The sequence below is a fragment of the Ensifer adhaerens genome, assembly GCF_002940685.1.
In the GTDB taxonomy this organism is placed as follows: domain Bacteria; phylum Pseudomonadota; class Alphaproteobacteria; order Rhizobiales; family Rhizobiaceae; genus Ensifer; species Ensifer adhaerens_E.
The window spans coordinates 174,687-193,416 of record NZ_PNFP01000008.1 but is presented as its reverse complement, the minus strand read 5'-3'; the positions used below and the strand labels follow the sequence as shown (position 1 = coordinate 193,416).

Genomic DNA, 18,730 nt, shown 5'->3' with positions numbered 1-18,730 from the left:
CATGCGCGTGCTCGTCACCCGGCCGCTTCCCGCCGCCGAGGCGACCGCACGCCGGCTGGCGGCCGCCGGCCACCGGCCGATCCTGCTGCCGCTGATGCGGGCAGAACACCTTGCAACCGCCGCCATCGCCGCACTCGAGACGCCGCATGCGGCCATCGTTCTGACCAGTGCCGAGGCGGTAAGGGTGCTTACCTCGTCAGGTGCGGACCTGGCACGGCACCTGACGACCCCATGCTTCTGCGTCGGCGACGCGACGGCACAAGCCGCTGCCGCGTCCGGCTTCACCGATCTGCGCATCGCGGCCGGCACCGGCGAATCCCTGGCCGAACTGATCGGCGCGACCCTGGACACACCGCCGCCGCTTCCCCTGCTCTACCTGGCGGGGACGCCACGCTCCGAGGGACTGGAAAAGGGCCTGAGCCAACGCGGCATCGAGCACAGAACCGTCGAATGCTACCGCATGGAGTCGATCGTCCACCCGCGCGCCGCGGTCGAAGACCTGCGGGGGACCGGCCATCCCGATGCCGTGCTTTTATACTCGCGGGAGACAGCGCGTCAGCTTGTTCGCATCCTGGCTGAGGCCGGTATCGATCCCGCTTCCTTTGCCGCCCGGTACCTCTGCCTCAGCCCTGCGGTTGCCGAGGCGCTGCCGGATGGGGTGGCGGCGGAGACCGCCGCAAGGCCCGATGAAGACAGCCTTATCAGCCTTCTCTAACGTCGAATTCATCCAAAAACGGAACGGAGGGGCTTTCCCTCATCGTTCCGGCTGACTAGGTTTGAAGGAAGAGCCGACAGGCACCAACGGTAAGAGGTCACCATGGTATCGGAAAACCCGCCGCGCCGCTCGAAGTCCGAGAAGGAACCGCTGACGATCGACCTCGAAGCGGAAAAAACCGTTGCGGAACCGGCTGAGCCGGAGGCAACCGGCGAGACGGTGGCAGACGCTGCGACCGAAAGCACCACGAAAAACCCCGAGGCGGATGATCCGGTTACGGACCGCAGCGACGACAGCGTCGCCGGCTCCCGCCTGGAGGAGGAAATCGAGGAGCAGCGCGCCGATGCGGCAGCAGACGCGGCCGCAGCCGTCTTTGACGAAGAGCCGCCGCACACGACCCGCGAGCCGGAACCGGCACCGTCACAGAAGCCCGTATCGAACTCCGGCGCGCTTGCGGCCGGCATCGTCGGCGGCCTCGTGACGCTGCTCGGCTTCGGCGGCCTGCAATATGCCGGTTTCATCCCCGGTCTCGGGCCCGACCGTGGCGTCGAGCAGAACATTTCCGGCGAGCTGCAGGCGCTCCGCGACCAGATCGCCGCCCTGCCCACGCCTGCGGCCGTCGTCGACAACACCGCGCTCGAAGGCCGCATCGCAGCACTCGAACAGTCCGCCTCCCAGCCGGTCGCGAACGGCGTGCCGGGTGCCGAGGTCGAAACCCTGAAGGCGGAAATCGACAACCTCACCAAGGAGCTTGCAGGCCTGAAGACGGCGCTTGCCGACGCGCAACAGGCGGCAAGTGCTGAGAAAGCGGAACTCACCACCCGCATCGAAACCGCCGAGCAGAAGCTCAACGAACCGGTTAACGACATCCAGATGGCCAAGGCCGTCGCCGTTACGGCGCTGAAGTCGGCGATCGATCGCGGCGGGCCTTTCCTCGCCGAACTCGACGCGCTGCGCAGCATCGCACCGGACGAGCAGACGGTCGCCGCTCTCGCCCAGGACGCCCAGGTCGGCGTGCCGACCCGCACCGACCTGCGCCGCGAATTCCCTGGGACTGCCGACGCCATGCTCGACGCTCTCAACCAGCCCGATCCGAACGAAGGCATCTTCGATCGGCTGGTGTCGAGCGCCATGTCCGGCATCCGCGTGCGTCCCGTCGGCAGCGTCGAAGGTGAAACGCCGGAAGCCGTCATCGCCCGGATCGAGGACAAGCTGAACAACGGCGACCTCAAGGGCGCCGCTCTCGAATGGAATGGCCTGCCCGACGCCGCCAAGCCGGCGGGCGAGGCTTTCAAGGCCAGGCTCGACCAGCGTTTGCGCGTCGAAGCCGCGATCGATGCCGCCGTCGCCGCAACGATGGCGAAGTCAGAGGGCTAAGGGAACCAGATATGATCCGTATTCTGATTTTCATCCTGATCGTGCTTGGTCTCGGCCTCGGCTTCGCCTGGCTTGCCGACCGCCCCGGTGAACTCTCCGTCGTCTGGCAGGGTCAGCTGATCGAGATGAGCCTGATGCGTGCCGCGTCGCTGCTGATCTCGCTGATCGCCGCAGTGCTGATCGTCGTCTGGCTGGTGCGCACCATCTGGCTCTCGCCGCACACGGTCACTCGCTACTTCCGCGCCCGCAAGCGCGACCGCGGCTACCAGGCGCTTTCGACCGGCCTGATCGCCGCCGGCGCCGGCGACGCCAATCTCGCCCGCAAGATGACTGCCCGCACCCGTGGCCTGATCAGCGCCGACCAGGAGCCGCTGATCCACCTGCTCGAAGCCCAGACCGCGCTGATCGAAGGAAAGTACGACGACGCGCGCCGCAAGTTCGAGATGATGGCCGACGATCCGGAGACCCGCGAGCTCGGGCTCCGCGGCCTCTATCTCGAAGCCAAGCGCCTTGGCGCGCACGAGGCCGCCCGGCAATATGCCGAGCGCGCCGCGGAAAAGGCGCCGCATCTTCCGTGGGCAGCCCTTGCGACGCTCGACAGCCAGAGCCAGGCGGGACAATGGGACGATGCGCTGCGGCTCCTCGACCAGAGCCGTGTGGCCCATGTGGTCGACCGCAAGGAAGCCGACCGCAAGAAGGCCGTGTTGCTGACGGCGCGCGCCATGACGAAGCTCGAAGGCGACGTGAAGGGTGCCCGCGACGATGCGCTTTCGGCGCTGAAGCTCGACGAACATCTGGTGCCGGCGGCGCTGACGGCCGCCAAGGCGCTGTTTCGCGAAGACAACCTGCGCAAGGGCACCTCGATCCTCGAAAAGAACTGGAAGCAAGAGCCGCATCCGGACGTGGCACGGCTCTACGTGCGCGCCCGCGGCGGCGACACCGCCGTCGATCGGCTGAAACGCGCGCGCAAGCTCGAAGCCCTGAAACCCAACAATGCCGTGGCGATGGCGGCCGTCGCCGAAGCTGCCCTCGAAGCGCGCGAACTGCTTCTCGCCCGCACCAAGGCGGAGGCGGCTGCGAGACTCGATCCGACCGAGAGCATCTTCCTGCTGCTTGCCGACATCGAGGAGGCCGACACCGGCGACGAAGGCCGCATCCGCCACTGGATGGCGCAGGCGCTGAAGAGCCCGCGCGATCCGGCCTGGACCGCCGACGGCGTGACCTCGCCGACCTGGCTGCCGGTCTCGCCGGTGAGCGGCCGGCTCGACGCCTTCGAATGGCAAGCGCCGCCACATACGCTTTCGGCCACCGTCGACCACGACCAGTCCACGGCCGACGAGGCGATCCGCAGCCTGCCCGCCGTGGTGGAAGCACATGTGCACGAGCCCGCACCCACGGCCCGGCGCAGCGAGACGCCGGTGATCCTGGAGGCCGAGCGCGAGGAGCCGCGTCCGCAACCGCAGCCGATCAAGGTCGCCGAGCGCAAGGCGCCGGAGCCGATCGCCGACAAGCCCCCGGTCAACAAGACGGAGAAAGAAGAGGTTGCGAACGGCGAGCATATGCCCGATCCCTTCTTCGGGCGGCCGCCGGACGACCCCGGCGTGCGCGATCCGGCCGGCAGCGAGAAGGCGCCGGAAAAGACGAACTTTCGATTGTTCTGAGTTCTCAAGGGGCTGTGGCAAAATACATGTTTGAACGCTTACGGACGTTTCTCGATGGCCTGACCGGCCCGGCGAAGCGGATAGAGCACGGCGATCCGCGCGTGGCCGTCATCGCCCTCTGTTTTCAGGTGATGGAGGCCGATGGCCGGATCCTCGCGTCCGAGCGGCGCAAGATGCGAAAGGTCATCAAGGAGCATTACAGGCTCGACGATGCCTCCTTGGCGGCACTGATCGAGGCCGGCGAAACTGCCGAAAGCGAAGCGATCGACTTCTATCAGTTCACCGCCGAGCTCAAGCGCCACCTCGACGAGGAGCAACGCATCGAACTCGTGGGCATGCTGTGGGATGTCGTCTATGCCGACGGCGAGCGCAGCGAGATGGAAGATCACGTGATCTGGCGCATCGCCGATCTGCTCGGCGTCTCCGGCCGCGACCGGGTGCTGCAGCGCCAGGAGGCGGCGGCCAGAAGCGACAGGGTCGAGGAAGCCGAGCCGCAACAGGAAAGCTGAAATGCCGATACCCGACGACAGCGCCCGAAAGCCCGTCCTGATCATCTTGCATCAGGAGCGGTCGAGCGCCGGCCGCGTCGGCCAGATTCTCGAGCAGAAGGGTTTCGGGCTCGACATCCGTCGCCCGGCGCTTGGCGACGATCTGCCGGAGACGCTGGAACGGCATAGCGGCACGATCGTGTTCGGCGGCCCGATGAGCGCCAACGACGAGGAAGAGTTCGTCCGCCGCGAGATCGACTGGCTGTCCGTGCCGCTCAAGGAAAACAAACCCTATCTCGGCATCTGCCTCGGCGCGCAGATGCTGGCGCGCAACCTCGGCGGCTCCGTCGCGCCGCATCATGAGGGCATGACCGAAATCGGCTGGTACCCGCTGGTTCCGACCGAAGCCGGAAAGGCGCTGATGGATTGGCCGGCCATGGTCTACCATTTCCATCGCGAAGGCTTCGACCTGCCTTCCGGCGCCGAGCTCTTGGCAACCGGCGACACCTATCCCAACCAGGCGTTCCGCTATGGCGACAATGCCTGGGGCATCCAGTTCCATGGTGAACTGACCCGCGCGATGATGCACCGCTGGGTGGTGCATGGCGCCCATCGCTTCGAACTGCCGGGCGCGCAGATCGGCAAGGCGCATCTCGACGGCCGCATGCAGCATGACGGCCCGCTGCGAACCTGGATGGAGAATTTCCTGGAACTGATCTTCCTGCGCGATGAGCGGCCGGAAGCAACGGCGGGGCGCGTGTAGCGCACCGTACGCCGCCGCAGGACTACTTGTGATGCTCGGGCACGTCGAGCGTGTCGATCTTGCGCAGTTGCGGGAAGCCGAGCGCCCAAAGCCCTGATACGAGCAGCGTGCCCATGCCGCCGAAGACGACGGCAAAGACCGCGCCGAAACCGGACGCCATCATGCCGGCGCGGAATTCGCCAAGCTCGTTCGATGCACCGATGAAGACCATGTTGACGGCATTGACCCGGCCGCGCAGCTCGTCCGGCGTCCAGAGCGTGATCAGAGTCTCGCGCACATAGACCGAGATCATGTCGGCTGCCCCCATGACGACGAGCGCCCCGATCGAGATCCAGGGCGTCGCCGAAAGCCCGAAGACCACGGTTCCAAGGCCGAAGAACGCCACGCCCATGAACATGTAGAACCCGGCGCGATGGCGGATCGGGTGCGCCGCCAACCACACAGCCATGCCGACGGCACCGATACCAGGGGCAGCACGCAAAAGCCCGAGACCCCAAGGGCCGAGATCGAGGATATCGCGGGCAAACACCGGCATCAGCGCCACCGCGCCGCCGAGCAAAACGGCAAAGAGATCGAGCGATATGGCGCCGAGCACCACCTTCTCCGCCTTGATGTAGCGGAAGCCGGCGGTGATCGTTTCCCAGCTCTGGGCCGAAGGTGCTGTGCGCGTCGCCGGCTTCGGGATCGCAAAGACCATGAATGCGGAAGCGAGGAAGAAGCACAAGCCGACGGCATAGGGGAAGACCGCGCCGAGCGCATAGATCAGGCCGCCCGCCACCGGACCGACGATCATCGCCGTCTGCCACGAAGTCGAGTTCCAGGCGATCGCATTGGGCAGGTCTTCCGGCGGCACGAGGTTCGGCGCCAGCGATTGCGATGCAGGGGCAAGAAACGCGCGCTCGATGCCGAAGACGACGAGAACCGCATAGACCGGCCAGGGCGAAAACAATCCGGTGACGGTCAACATCAGAAGCGCTGCGGCACAAAGCGTGCTGACGACCATGCAGACGCCCATGATCATGCGCCGGTTGTAGCGATCGGCTACGGATCCGGTGACGAGGATCAGCACCAGCGATGGCAGGAACTGGAAGAGGCCGATCAGGCCGAGATCGAACGGATCGCGCGTCAGATCGTAGATCTGCCAGCCGACCGCGACAGATATGATCTGGATCGCGAAATAGGCGAGGAAGCGCGAGAAGAAGTAGCGACGATAGCCGACATGCCGAAAGGCGGCAAAGCGATGCGAGGCATGGACGGCGGACATGAGGAAGTCGCTCCTAGGGCGGGTCACAAAAAACGGCGCGGCGGTCTTGCAATAACGACAGGTGAAACATCAAGATTCAAAGCGCAGGCAACGCTTCTGAAGGATCGCGATGCGCATTCGTCGGCACCGACTGTCGAGCGGTCACACGTTAAACATGATCGCGCCCGATAAACCGGCGTACTTGCTCGTTTAGGTCTCAATGTCTACATGTCTGTCAATAACGATTTGGAGACCGGCATGCTTGCTGTTATCGGCACCTTGAACTTCATCATCAACATCGCGTGGTTTCTGGTCATCGCATCGGCCATCTTTTCCTGGCTCTACGCGTTCAATGTCATCAACGTGAACAACCAGGCGATCAACATGATCGGCCGCTCGCTCTACCAGCTGACCGAGCCGCTCTACCGCCCGATCCGCCGCATCCTGCCCGATATGGGCGGCGTCGACCTGTCGCCGCTGGTCGTGCTGGTGATCCTCTATTTCATCCAGCTCTTCCTCAACACCACGATCGCGCCGGCCCTGCTCGGCTGACCATGGCCAATCCGGCCGCAACCGCGCACGGCGACCACGTTCGCCTGACGGTGCGCCTGACGCCGAACGGCGGCCGCGATGCCATTGATGGCCTGGAAGCGGCTGCCGACGGAGACGAACATCTGAAGGTGCGCGTCAGCGCGGTTCCGGAGAAGGGCAAGGCCAACCAGGCCTTGCTTGCCTTCCTCGCCAAGAAGCTCGGTCTTGCCAAGACCAAGCTCTCCCTCATCTCAGGCGAAACACAGCGAAAAAAAATCCTCCGGATCGAGGGCGACCCGGAGGATTTGATGAGGCGTCTTGCCGAACTGGTCGGCAGATAAAGCTTACTTGGCGCCCTTGGCGCGCTCGACGGCTTCCTTGATCAGCTCCCTTGCAACGGAAGCGTCCTTCCAGCCAAAAATCTTCACCCACTTGCCGGGCTCCAGATCCTTGTAGTGCTCGAAGAAGTGCTCGATCTGCTTCAGCGTGATTTCCGGCAGGTCGGTGTATTCGAGCACCTTGTCGTAGCGCTTGGTCAGGTGCGACGAGGGAACGGCGATGATCTTTTCGTCCTGGCCGGAATTGTCTTCCATCATCATCACGCCGATCGGGCGGACGTTGATGACGCAACCCGGAACGAGCGGACGGGTGTTGCAGATCAGAACGTCGATCGGGTCGCCATCGTCCGACAGCGTGTGCGGCACGAAGCCGTAGTTGCCCGGATAGGTCATCGGCGTGTAGAGGAAGCGGTCGACGACCAGCGTGCCGGCTTCCTTGTCCATCTCGTACTTGATCGGATGGCCGCCGACGGGAACTTCAACGATCACGTTGACATCTTCTGGTGGATTCTTTCCGATGGAAATCGCGTCGATGCGCATGGATCTACTCCAGGGTCGGTTTGAGAAGTTTGCCCGTCGGATAAAGGGAAACATGCCGCGATGCAACATAACTTTCGTCCGTAGCGCAGATTCAACCGGTCGTTTCGTGCGTGCCGAACGACCTCCTCAGGTCCCCCAAACGTGTTCAAGGGAGTCCACGATGAACGGAAGGGTTGCATGCCTCGCGCTGGTTCTGTTGTCCGCCGGATCCGCGGTGGCCAATGAGAGCGTCTATGTCAACGTCAGCCGTGAAAAGTGTGTGACGATCAAAGAGGAACCGGGCATGTACTCCGTGATGAGCTGCCCGGGTCATGGCGACTATCCTTCTTTTTTCAAGGAAATGGATATTCGCCAGAGCTTTTCTTTCGGGCATCTCGACAAACGCTATCTCGACGAGGCGTTCGAGACTTTTATCCCCTTCAACCACGCCGGTGCGACGGTGGAGTGGCGCGTTGCCGTAGATGGCACCCCGGTTTCAACAATCCTGCGCTGGTTCATCGAAAACCCCGATCCGACGACAGGACAGTCGGTACCGGCGCTTGAAGGACAGGTTCTGGTCGTCTCCAAGGTGGCGCAGAAGGACGATGGCAAGGGCTGTGTCGCCGGCTATGTCGACGCGCTTGCCAATCCCGATCCCAACGCGCTCGCCCGCAAGGTCGCCGACGAGGTGGCCCCGACCTTTCGCTGCGGCGTCGACAAGGCGGCCTACCATGGCACGCAAGGCGACAGGGCAAGCGCTCCTCGCAACGAACTACCGCAATAGCGCCGTGATTTCAGGGATGCCGCTCGAAAGCGCGGAGGTCAGTTCCAGGCGAAGCCGACCTTCTTCAGGTGCTTGTCGCCGAAATCTTCCATGCCTTCGGCGATGTCGGTGCCGCCGGCGCCCTGGAAGAACTGGTAGGCATGTTCGCTGTCCTCGAGGCACCAGACGACCAGGCCACGGCAGCCGAGCGAACGCAGCAGGCTCCTCGCTTCGCCGAAAAGGACGCGCCCGAGACCGATGCCCTGATATTCGGGCCGGAGATAGATCTCGTAGATCTCGCCTTCCTGCGGCAGCGCCTTGGCGCGGCTGAGGCCGAGCGTTGCATAGCCGGCAATGGTACCGGCGACGTCGACGACGAGCAGCGTTGCCGGACCGCGTGTGGCCTTGCGCCACCAGGTCTCGTCGCGACGGTTGACCATCTGAACGAGGGGACGATGAGGAATGAGACCGCCATAGGCCTGCAGCCAGGAAACGCGGTGCACATCGGCAATTGCCGATGCCTCCTGCGGCTCTCCAGGCCGAATCTCTATCGAAACAGTCTTCATGACTCGCGACTCTAAACACACACAAGGCGAACAGGAATCCCGCCCGGTTGCCGGCTCGCGTTAACCCACAGGCAACTTTAACGGCACCCGATGGAAGGTTAACGCCTTTTTAACTTTATCCGCAAGTCGCCCATCCGTGGCACACACAGCAAAAAACCCCGGATCGCTCCGGGGTTTTTCAGAAAGTCTCGGGATCGCTTGAGATCGATCAGGCAGCGCCCGCGGTGCGGGCCTTTTCGAAGCGCTTGCGATCGTTCGGATCGAGGTGCAGCTTGCGCAGGCGGATCGACTTCGGCGTCACTTCGACGAGCTCGTCGTCCTGGATCCAGGACAGTGCACGCTCGAGCGTCATGCGGATCGGCGGCGTCAGGCGAACGGCTTCGTCCTTGCCGGCGGCGCGCATGTTGGTGAGCTTCTTGCCCTTGAGCACGTTCACTTCGAGGTCGTTGTCGCGGGTGTGGATGCCGATGATCATGCCGGCATAGACCTTCTCGCCGGCGTCGATGATCATCGGGCCGCGGTCTTCCAGGTTGAACATCGCGTAGGCAACCGATTCACCGGCGTCGTTCGAGAGGAGAACGCCGTTGACGCGACCACCGATCTCGCCCTTGTAGGGCTGGTAGGCGTGGAACAGGCGGTTCATGATCGCCGTGCCGCGCGTGTCGGTCAAAAGTTCCGACTGGTAGCCGATGAGGCCGCGGGTCGGCGCGAAGAACACCAGACGGACGCGGTTGCCGCCGGACGGACGCAGCTCGACCATTTCGGCCTTGCGCTCCGACATCTTCTGCACGACGACGCCCGAATGCTCTTCATCGACGTCGATGACGACTTCTTCGATCGGCTCGAGCATCTGGCCGTTGTCGTCCTTGTGCATGACGACGCGCGGACGCGAAACGGCAAGCTCGAAGCCTTCGCGGCGCATGGTTTCGATCAGAACCGCGAGCTGGAGTTCGCCACGGCCGGAGACGAAGAACGAATCCTTTTCGGAGGATTCCTCGATCTTCAGCGCAACGTTGCCTTCGGCTTCCTTGAACAGCCGGTCGCGGATGACGCGGCTCGTCACCTTGTCGCCTTCGGTGCCGGCGAGCGGGCTGTCGTTGACGATGAACGACATGGTAACGGTCGGCGGATCGATCGGCTGGGCGGTCAGCGCTTCGGCGACCGACGGGTCACAGAAGGTATCGGCGACGGTGCCCTTGGTGAGGCCGGCGATCGCGACGATATCGCCTGCCTGCGCTTCTTCGATCGGCTGACGCTCGATGCCGCGGAAGGCGAGGATCTTCGAGATGCGGCCGTTTTCGAGCAGCTTGCCGTCCTGGCCGAGAACCTTGACGGCCTGGTTCGGCTTGATGGAGCCGGAGTGAACGCGGCCGGTGATGATGCGGCCGAGGAAGGGGTTGGCTTCAAGGATCGTGCCGATCATGCGGAACGGGCCTTCGGCGACCGTCGGCTCCGGCACGTGCTTCAAGACGAGGTCGAGCAGCGGCGCCATGCCCTGGTCCTTCGGACCTTCCGGGTTGACGTTCATCCAGCCGTCACGGCCCGAACCGTAGAGGATCGGGAAGTCGAGCTGCTCGTCAGAGGCGTCGAGGTTGGCGAAGAGGTCGAAGACTTCGTTGATGACTTCTTCGTGGCGGCCGTCCGGGCGGTCGATCTTGTTGATCGCGACGATCGGCTTCAGGCCGACCTTCAGCGCCTTGCCGACGACGAACTTCGTCTGCGGCATCGGGCCTTCGGAAGCGTCGACGAGAACGATGGCGCCATCCACCATCGACAGGATGCGCTCGACTTCGCCGCCGAAGTCGGCGTGGCCGGGGGTGTCGACGATGTTGATGCGGGTTCCCTGCCACTCGACCGAGGTCGCCTTGGCGAGAATGGTGATGCCGCGCTCTTTTTCGATGTCGTTGGAGTCCATGACGCGTTCGGCAACGCGCTGGTTTTCGCGGAACGAGCCCGACTGCTTCAGGAGCTCGTCAACAAGGGTCGTTTTCCCATGGTCAACGTGCGCGATAATCGCGATGTTACGAATGCTCATTTTTCGTCTCGGAAGGTTCAGGGCAAGCCCCGATGGGCCACGCCGCTTTTTCAATGGTCGCGCTCATACAGGTTTTTTTGCGATTGCGAAAGGGGGGCGCGCGCATGAGCGTCGTGGTCAAATGCCGGTAGGCCATGGGTTTGCACTCGCCAGGGGGTGCGCGAACGGGGTTTCGAAAGCTCTCGGCCACGAGCGAATTCGTCATGCAATCGCGGCCGGATCGAGCGTCACGCGCCACAGTTCCTGGTCCTGCCGGTCCATCAGTCGGACCGTCATCTGCTGCGTCTGGCCGTTGATATCGACGATGCCGAAGAACTGCAGGCCGGCCGAGGGCGGCAGGTTCTGGTCGATGCCGCCGCCCGATGCCTTGATGAAGCGAACCTCCGGCCCGAAGGTCATGTCGAGCTCCTTCGGCCCATAGGTACCCGAATGAAGCGGCCCCGACACGAACTCCCAGAACGGCGTGAAGTCCTTGAAGGCGGCGCGCGCCGGATCGTAGTGGTGAGCGGCGGTGTAATGCACGTCCGCGGTCAGCCAGACGAGATTGTCGATCGCATTGTCGCGGATGAAGCGCAGGAGATCGGCGAATTCGCGCTCGCGCCCCTGAGGCGCGCCGTTGTCGCCATTGGCGATCGCGTCCGAACCGCGCCTGTTGGTGTAATCGTCCCAGACGACAAGCCCGATCGGCATGTCGCAGGCGATCACCTTCCAGGTGGCCCGCGAGGCGGCCAGCTCCCGCTTCAGCCAGTCGACCTGCCGCCAGCCGAACAGCGCGCCGCCGCCGCCTTCCCCCTGGTTGGCGCCGCGATAGGACCGGAGATCGACGAAGAATACGTCGAGCAACGGGCCATAGCCGACCTTGCGGAAGATGCGGCCGGGCTGCGTTGCCGGCATGCGGATCGGCGTCATCTCGTGGAAGGCCCGCGCCGCCCGCTCGGCGTAGACGGCAACATCCTTTTCCGGATAGCGGGCATCGTCGCGCAGATCGGTCGAGGCCGACCAGTTGTTCAGCACCTCGTGATCGTCCCATTGGTAGAAGGTGGGGCAGACGGCGTTCAGCTGCCGGACATGGTCATCGAGCAGATTGTATTTCCATTGGCCGCGATATTCTTCGAGCGTGCGCGCCACGTCGCGCTTCTCGTGCGTCACCACCCGGTTCTTCCACACGCCACCGTCGCGCAGCTTGATCTCGTCGGGGATCGGGTTGTCGGCATAGATCGTGTCACCGGAATGAATGAAGAAGTCCGGCTCGTGCTGCCGCATCGTCGAATAGGTCTTCATGCCGACGTCGTCGATGCCCCAGCCTTGCCCCGCGGTATCGCCGGACCAGACGAAGCGGATCGAACGCTTGCGCAACGGCGCCGTACGGAAGCGGCCGACAATCGGCTCGGAGACGCGGTTGACATCATAAAGGTCGGTGGCGGTGAAACGGTAGAAGATGTCCTGGTCGGGCAGCAGCCCTTCGAGCGAACACTTGACCGCACAATCCGTCTGCGGCGTCGCCGTCAGATCGGCAAGGCGAAGCGGGTTGGAGAAGCTCTCGGTGGTCGAGTATTCGACCGACACCTTCGACGGGCGATCCACCCGCGTCCAGATCATGCCGGAGGACGTATCGACATCGCCCGATTGCACGCCGTGAGCGAATTCCGGCCGACCGTAGCCTCTCGCATAGAACGGTGTGGCAAGACCTGAGGAGGCCACGAAACCCGCGGCACCGGCGGAAAGCAGGAAAGAACGCCGCGAAAGCGTCTTGAGGATATCGGCCAAACAGACCTCCGATTCGGCAGCGCGACCGCGCGTGCCGGACCTTTGGTCATCCTGGTGTCAGCGACGTAACAGGACCATGAAACTATTTGAACGGTTTGGCGACAGTTCGGTGAAGGCCGGAGCCAGCCGCTACGACAACGGAGCGATGGCAATCGCCGCCAATGCTGCTATCAAAGGCGACGCGCGTTTGCCTTAGTGAATCCGGGCAACGACCCCGCCTCCTGCCGCCGATGGCGGCTCCAATTCGACAGGTCATGATCCGTGTCCCACTCTGCCAACAGCCCCGCCCGCGATCGCCTGGAACAGACCCTGAGCCGGCTCAACGATCGCCGCGGCGAAGAAAAAGTCTTCGTGCGAGTCTATGCGGAAAGTGCCCGCGCCGAAGCGGACGCCGCCGACCGCCGCCGACGGGCCGGCGCCAGCCTTGGTCCGCTCGACGGCAAGATCGTTTCGATCAAGGATCTCTTCGACGTCACGGGCGAACCGACGCTTGCCGGCTCCATCATCCGCCGCGACGCGCCGCCGGCCCAAAGAGACGCGCTCGCCGTTGAGCGGCTGCGCGCCGCCGGCGCCGTGATCATCGGCAAGACGCACATGACCGAATTCGCGTTTACGGCCGTTGGCCTCAACCCGCACTATCCCGTACCCGGCAACGCCACCGACGAAGGCCTGATCCCCGGCGGCTCGTCCTCCGGCGCTGGCGTTTCGGCGGCAGAAGGCACCTGCGACATCGCCATCGGTTCGGATACCGGCGGCTCCATTCGCATCCCCGCGGCGCTGAACGGCATCGTCGGTTTCAAGCCGACCGCCAGCCGCGTTCCCCTCGACGGCGCCTTCCCGCTGTCGCCTAGCCTCGACACGCTCGGCCCCCTCGCCCGCACGGTCACCGATTGCATCCTTGCCGACGCCGTCATGGCCGGTGAGCAACCGATGCCGCTCGTCGCCCGCCCGATTGCGGGCCTTCGCATCGGCGTTCCTCGGGGACGGTTGCTTGAAGACCTTTCACCCGAAATCGCCGACGCCTTCGCGTCAAGCCTCGACCGGCTCGCCAGATCGGGCGCCGAGATCGTCGACTGCGCATTCGACGACCTGATCCAGGGGCTTCGCGAGGCAACGAAGATCGGCTCGATCGCTGGCTTGGAAGCAAGCCGGATCCATGCCGGCTGGCTCGGCGACGAGGCGGCCCCCGTCGACGACAGGGTCAAGGCCCCGTTGCGACGCCGTCTCGCCGTGCCGGACGCCGCCGTCGCTGACCTGCTGGAAACGCGACGCGCGCTTGCCGGCGCAATGAATGAACGAATTTCGGGCTACGATCTCATCGCTCTGCCGACAACGCCGATCGCGGCCGTGCCGATCGCGAGCGTGGAAGCGGACGAAGCCGAATACGACCGGGTCGAAGGCCTGCTTCTGCGCAACTGCCAGGTCGCCAACCAGTTCGACCTCAACGCCATCACCTTGCCGATACCGGGCTGCACGCGCCCGGCCGGCTTGATGCTGATGGGCAGGAATGGCACCGATGCGCACGTGCTGGCGACGGCACTTTCGGTGGAGGCGCTGCTGCGAACAAATTGAACGGCAGCCGGTCGCAACGAAACACCGGCCTGCGACCGGGCCGGTTTTGCTGTCGTTGCTGGTCAACGCCCTGGCGGACAGGGATCTCGCCAAACGATACGCTCGCGACGCTCACGCTCCACGGCCGGCGCAGCCCGCCGGAGCGCGTCGACGCCTAGCGTTGACGCTTCAGGGCTCGAACGATCAGCCAGATCGGCACGCCGATGACCACCAACATCACCACCCAGTGCCAGATAGAAAATGTCATCTTCAAGCGCTCCCTTGCGCTGGCGATCTGCGGCCCCGAGCTCCAGAATCCGAAGGTCGCGGTTGAAACGAGGCGAAGATAAAATACCAATCGGCCGATGCGCAACCGATAGTGGATTGTTCCGAAGGCGCACTCGCCCGTGGGGACGCGCGCCGCTTCAGTGCATCGTTTCGCCGGAGATCTCGTCGCGGAGGATGCGGAACGCATCTTCGAGCGCTGCCACCAGCGCATTGGTCAATTCGTCGCCGTCGTTGTTGGCGAGATAGAGGGCAACCATCTGATCGGATGGGTCGCGGTAATGTTCGATATCGTTCGACATATCATTGTCCTTCATTCGCCGTGTCACATCCCGGCCATTGAGGTGACGATAGGCGAAGGGACTTGCGTAAAGCTGGATGCATGATGCCCGAGGAAGGGTACCTTGCTCACAAGCGTCGCGTAATTCTCGATGCGCTCCCTAACGGGATCGGTCGACAAAGGATAGAGGATAGCGACCTATTTCGCTCGCGCCGGGCGCGCGAGCACGCTAGAGCATGTCGCGCAAAAACGCGGAACGCGGCAGAGATTTGGACGAGATCGCCTCGGCCAAGGAGCGCGCTTTCCTCGAAACGGCCATGACGGATGACGCGGGAAAGAGCATGTCGAAGAAAACCAAGCGCGACGAAACCGCCGACCTGCAGCGCCTGAAGCTCGATTTTCCCGATATCCACGCGGATCTGATGGCCGGCCGCATCCCGTCGCTGCGCAAGGCGCTTGTGGCCGCGGGGCTCATGGACGAGCGCACCCGCCTCGACAAGCTCAAGAATTCCTGGGCCAAGGCGAGCCCCGCCGAACGTGAGACTTTCCTGAAGTGGCTGAGCAGCAATGGCGCCGTGGAAACGGCCGCCCCACAAACTGAAACGGACCCGCCAATCGTAACGCACCAAGTCGTGGCGATTGCCAGCGGTCGCTACCTGCTTCCCGAAACGATCGCCGAAATCCGCACCATCATGAACCGCCGCCGCATGCGGGCAAACGACATCATGGCCGAGATGGGTTTTGCCGGCGACGACCTGTCCCTGACCCGCGCTCTGTCCAAGGGCGCAAGCCTGCGGCTGTCGGTGATTGCCGCGCTGGAAGCCTGGCTGCGCAACAACGCCGCGCATTGAGCCCGCCGGACGGCTGCACCGGCGCCACCGGACAAATCGCCGAAGGCGTAACGCGAGACCAACAGCGTCCCTGACCCCGGGATCGGACCCCGGGATCGCACTTCGGGCGCGGGCGCCGGGTCCGGCCCGCCCGCGCGTGCCGGTGAACATCTTGCAGCCCTGTCGTGGCTACCCGCGATCCGGCCCCACGGCCGGCGATTCGCCTGCTTCCCTCCTGCCTCGGCTGCCCGGTCACCGGCCAGTGAAGATCCCGGCGCACCAAGGCGCGTGTTGAGGCGCCACGTTCCGCCGTTTCCGCAAGTTGCCGAGAACTGGGCAAATACATCCACAAGTGCTAATATTTTAGTGCCGAGGGTTCCAGACGAACCGGTCTCGCAGACGATAATCAGATAAACGCGAATTGCTTGCAGCCAATTGCCGCGCCGTCGGACGACCACTCCATGAGTGCTGTCGATGTCCGACGACATCAACGTGGAGGAAAAGCCAATGGCCAGCAATCTTGTTTCGTATATCGCGCAATTGCTTACCCCTGACATGATCGCACGCATCGCTTCGGCGCTCGGGCTCGACACAAACAAGGTGCAGGGCGCCGTCAACGCCGCCATTCCCGCGGTGCTGGCGGGACTGACGGGCGTCGCGGCGCAGCCGGGCGGCGCGCAAAGGATCGCCGACACCGCAAGTCAACAGGGCGGATCGCTCGACAATCTCCTCGGCATGCTTGCGGGCGGCGATCAGGCATCGCTTGCCCAAAGCGGGTCGCAGATCATCTCGTCGCTGTTCGGCGCCAGGGATGGCAATGCGCTTGCAGGCGCCATCGGCAACGTTTCCGGCATGGACCCGCGCACGAGCGGCTCGCTGCTGGCGACACTCGCTCCGCTCGTGATGGGCGGCCTCGCCCGGCAGAGCGGAGACGTGAGCGCCAACGGTATTGCCGGCTTGCTCGCGAGCCAGAAGGACAACATTGCCGCCGCGCTACCGGCCGGCGCAAGGGAGCTGCTCGGCGGCAGCGGCCTGCTGAGCGCCCTCGGCGGCTCTGCGCAATCGGCCGCGGCCTCCGTCGGCCAGACCGCGCGCGATACGGCGGCCACCGTCGGCACCGCCGCCGAGCGCACAGCCGCGACGGCCACGCCGTCCGGGTCGCGCAATTGGCTCTACTGGGTGATCGCCGTACTCGCGCTTGCGGCCGTGCTTTTCTATCTGTTCGGCAAGCCGGGCGGGGAGGTCGCGCCCGAGGCCGGCGCGCCCGGGCCGGGATTGACGGTCGGCGGAGTCGACATCGGCCAGCAGGTCCAGGACAGCATGGCGAGCCTGCAGACGACGCTGACCGGCATTACCGACGCCGCCTCGGCCACGGCCGCCCTGCCGAAACTGGAGGAGATCTCCGGTGGGCTCGACAAGGTCGCAGGCGCCGCCGGGCAACTGTCTGCCGAACAGAAGGCAGCCCTTTCAGCGCTCGTCGGGCCGATGATGCCAACGCTCAACGGGCTTTTCGACAAGGTGCTGGCGATCCCCGGCGTCTCCGACATCCTCAAACCCGCAATCGATGCGTTGAAGGCCAAGCTCACCTCACTTGCGGCCTGAAGGACCAGTCATTCAAAGAGGCCGCCGGCCCCTGCATTCCGCATGGACCGGCGGCGATGTCATCGACGAAACCGGATAAGGGAGGATCGGCCATGGCCGACAAATCGACATTCACCCCGGAAGAATGGACGCTGCTGCTGGAGAGCGTGATGATGGCCGGCATTGCCGTGACGGCCGCGGAACCGAGCGGCCTCTGGGGCATGATGAAGGAAGGCATCGCCAGCAGCAGCGCACTGCTGCAGGCCAAGACCGATGCGTCAGCAAATCCGCTCCTCAAGGCGCTGGTCGCCGACTTCGAAACCTCGGAAGGCCGCACCGCCGCCCGCGACGGCCTGCAGGCGAAACTGAAAGGTGCCAAGCCAGAGGACATGAAGGCCAGATGCATCGAAACGCTGAAACAGGCCCGAACGCTCGTCGAGACCAAGGCGCCGGGTGATGTCGCGGCCTTCAGCGCATGGCTCTACCAGATCAGCCAGAAGGTGGCGGAAGCCGCCAAGGAAGGTGGCTTCCTGGGCTTCGGCGGCGTCTCTGTCAGCGACGCGGAGAAGGCCACCCTGTCAGAAATCTCCGCGGCGCTGAAAGTCGCCTAAAGCGCGTCGCGATCCTTTGGATTCGCTCGGCGCGCTTTAAGTTATTGATTTGTCCCATGTCGTAGTTGCAAAACCGCTGCGCACTTTTGCGCGACATGAGCTAGCGCAGCTGCGTTTCGCCGCGGAAACACGGACCGTGCCGTCAGCCCGGCCGCCGGCGCCCTTGCCCGGTTCGCAAGGGCGCCGATGGGTATCGTTCGGCAAACAGCAATCGGCGGCGGCAACGCCGCGACACCGTGGTCAGTGGGCCATCCTTTGACGCGGCGCACGACCCGCGATCGCGATATCGGGGCTATCGGACGCGCCGGATGACCGCCGTGATGTTCGGCCGCGACGAGAACGATCGCCCGCCCCCTCCGACACAGCAGGAACGTCCCGAGCCGCCGCGTCAAAGGGCACCGTTCCCGCAATCCTGCCGCGATCAGATGCCGCAAACCTCTGAACTGACGACGATTTCGCCGATAGGAGCGTTGTCCTCAGTCGAATAGACGCCGCGTACGTTGAGACCAAAGTCCATCAATTTCTTGAATTGATCTGTCTGGCACCACATGCCCTTCATATACGCCTTCCAGCCATCATCCGGAGGCGCGCTTGCGACCGTGTAGAAATAGGTAAAAGTACCGTCCTTGTATTCGGCGCCGGTCAGTGTGGTCGCTTCATCGACCTTCGCTGGCCCCTTTATGGCCCCGGCCGCTTCCTGCATCGCCTTGTCGAATTGCAGGCGCCAGTCATCGCACAGCGCTGGATTGACCTTCAACTCGCCAAGCTGCTGCTAAAAAGGAACCGCGGAATCGTCCACGAGCCGCCCCAAGCCGGGCTGCTTCGC

19 protein-coding genes are annotated in these 18,730 nt (G+C 64.1%); 12 read left to right on the top strand and 7 right to left on the bottom strand.

Annotation, left to right across the window (positions count from 1 at the left end; translation table 11 throughout):
• Position 1 precedes the first annotated feature (1 nt).
• From C1A35_RS17350 to C1A35_RS17330, 5 genes are all read left to right on the top strand, one after another.
• Positions 2 to 715, top strand: coding sequence for a uroporphyrinogen-III synthase (locus tag C1A35_RS17350; protein ID WP_104665525.1), 714 nt, complete (start codon positions 2 to 4; stop codon positions 713 to 715).
• Between the two features lie 102 nt (positions 716 to 817).
• Entirely contained in the window at positions 818 to 2,092 is a 1,275-nt protein-coding gene (locus tag C1A35_RS17345; protein ID WP_104665524.1) for a COG4223 family protein, read from the top strand.
• 11 nt (positions 2,093 to 2,103) lie between these two features.
• A complete protein-coding gene (locus tag C1A35_RS17340) occupies positions 2,104 to 3,753 on the top strand; it encodes a heme biosynthesis protein HemY (RefSeq protein ID WP_104665523.1) in 1,650 nt (549 codons plus the stop codon).
• Positions 3,754 to 3,779: 26 nt separating this feature from the next.
• Entirely contained in the window at positions 3,780 to 4,262 is a 483-nt protein-coding gene (locus C1A35_RS17335; protein WP_104665522.1) for a TerB family tellurite resistance protein, read from the top strand.
• Between the two features lies 1 nt (position 4,263).
• A complete protein-coding gene (locus C1A35_RS17330; RefSeq protein ID WP_104665521.1) occupies positions 4,264 to 5,004 on the top strand; it encodes a glutamine amidotransferase in 741 nt (246 codons plus the stop codon).
• A 22-nt stretch (positions 5,005 to 5,026) separates the two neighbouring features.
• Here the strand turns inward: C1A35_RS17330 and C1A35_RS17325 are convergent, their stop codons facing one another.
• On the bottom strand, positions 5,027 to 6,268 hold the full coding sequence (locus C1A35_RS17325) for an MFS transporter (protein WP_104665520.1): 1,242 nt from the start codon (positions 6,266 to 6,268) through the stop codon (positions 5,027 to 5,029).
• Between the two features lie 237 nt (positions 6,269 to 6,505).
• Here C1A35_RS17325 and C1A35_RS17320 point away from each other — a divergent pair, with 237 nt between their 5' ends.
• Positions 6,506 to 6,799 (top strand): YggT family protein, encoded by a 294-nt coding sequence (locus C1A35_RS17320; RefSeq protein ID WP_089044330.1) that lies wholly within the window; start codon positions 6,506 to 6,508, stop codon positions 6,797 to 6,799.
• 2 nt (positions 6,800 to 6,801) lie between these two features.
• Positions 6,802 to 7,119, top strand: a complete 318-nt coding sequence (locus tag C1A35_RS17315) for a DUF167 domain-containing protein (RefSeq protein WP_104665519.1) — start codon at positions 6,802 to 6,804, stop codon at positions 7,117 to 7,119.
• A gap of 3 nt (positions 7,120 to 7,122) precedes the next feature.
• Here the strand turns inward: C1A35_RS17315 and ppa are convergent, their stop codons facing one another.
• A complete protein-coding gene (ppa, locus tag C1A35_RS17310; protein WP_104665518.1) occupies positions 7,123 to 7,656 on the bottom strand; it encodes an inorganic diphosphatase in 534 nt (177 codons plus the stop codon).
• On the opposite strand from ppa, the gene C1A35_RS17305 reads away from it, so the two are divergent.
• A complete protein-coding gene (locus C1A35_RS17305) occupies positions 7,634 to 8,419 on the top strand; it encodes a hypothetical protein (RefSeq protein ID WP_234822897.1) in 786 nt (261 codons plus the stop codon). The two genes, ppa and C1A35_RS17305, sit on opposite strands and share 23 nt — an antisense overlap.
• Positions 8,420 to 8,457: 38 nt before the next feature.
• Here C1A35_RS17305 and C1A35_RS17300 read toward each other — a convergent pair whose 3' ends face one another.
• From C1A35_RS17300 to C1A35_RS17290, 3 genes are all read right to left on the bottom strand, one after another.
• Complete coding sequence (locus C1A35_RS17300) at positions 8,458 to 8,964, bottom strand: GNAT family N-acetyltransferase (RefSeq protein ID WP_104665516.1); 507 nt, start codon at positions 8,962 to 8,964, stop codon at positions 8,458 to 8,460.
• A gap of 208 nt (positions 8,965 to 9,172) precedes the next feature.
• A complete protein-coding gene (gene typA, locus C1A35_RS17295) occupies positions 9,173 to 10,999 on the bottom strand; it encodes a translational GTPase TypA (protein ID WP_104665515.1) in 1,827 nt (608 codons plus the stop codon).
• 201 nt (positions 11,000 to 11,200) lie between these two features.
• On the bottom strand, positions 11,201 to 12,766 hold the full coding sequence (locus C1A35_RS17290) for an alkaline phosphatase D family protein (protein WP_104665514.1): 1,566 nt from the start codon (positions 12,764 to 12,766) through the stop codon (positions 11,201 to 11,203).
• Between the two features lie 261 nt (positions 12,767 to 13,027).
• Here C1A35_RS17290 and C1A35_RS17285 point away from each other — a divergent pair, with 261 nt between their 5' ends.
• Complete coding sequence (locus tag C1A35_RS17285) at positions 13,028 to 14,338, top strand: amidase (RefSeq protein ID WP_104665513.1); 1,311 nt, start codon at positions 13,028 to 13,030, stop codon at positions 14,336 to 14,338.
• Positions 14,339 to 14,742: 404 nt separating this feature from the next.
• On the opposite strand, the gene C1A35_RS36395 is transcribed toward C1A35_RS17285, so the two are convergent.
• Positions 14,743 to 14,904: a hypothetical protein gene (locus tag C1A35_RS36395; RefSeq protein ID WP_199772962.1), complete on the bottom strand. Its 162-nt coding sequence runs from the start codon at positions 14,902 to 14,904 to the stop codon at positions 14,743 to 14,745.
• A 319-nt stretch (positions 14,905 to 15,223) separates the two neighbouring features.
• Between C1A35_RS36395 and C1A35_RS17275 the strand changes: the two genes are divergently transcribed.
• From C1A35_RS17275 to C1A35_RS17265, 3 genes are all read left to right on the top strand, one after another.
• Positions 15,224 to 15,733 carry a hypothetical protein gene (locus C1A35_RS17275; protein WP_104665644.1) on the top strand — a complete coding sequence of 170 codons (510 nt, stop codon included), beginning with the start codon at positions 15,224 to 15,226 and terminating at the stop codon, positions 15,731 to 15,733.
• 486 nt (positions 15,734 to 16,219) lie between these two features.
• The gene (locus tag C1A35_RS17270) at positions 16,220 to 17,314 is read left to right on the top strand and encodes a DUF937 domain-containing protein (RefSeq protein ID WP_158665091.1); all 1,095 of its coding nucleotides are present in this window, start codon (positions 16,220 to 16,222) and stop codon (positions 17,312 to 17,314) included.
• Between the two features lie 92 nt (positions 17,315 to 17,406).
• Entirely contained in the window at positions 17,407 to 17,904 is a 498-nt protein-coding gene (locus tag C1A35_RS17265; protein WP_104665510.1) for a hypothetical protein, read from the top strand.
• Between the two features lie 421 nt (positions 17,905 to 18,325).
• On the opposite strand, the gene C1A35_RS17260 is transcribed toward C1A35_RS17265, so the two are convergent.
• Positions 18,326 to 18,661, bottom strand: coding sequence for a hypothetical protein (locus C1A35_RS17260; RefSeq protein WP_104665509.1), 336 nt, complete (start codon positions 18,659 to 18,661; stop codon positions 18,326 to 18,328).
• Positions 18,662 to 18,730: the final 69 nt, after the last annotated feature.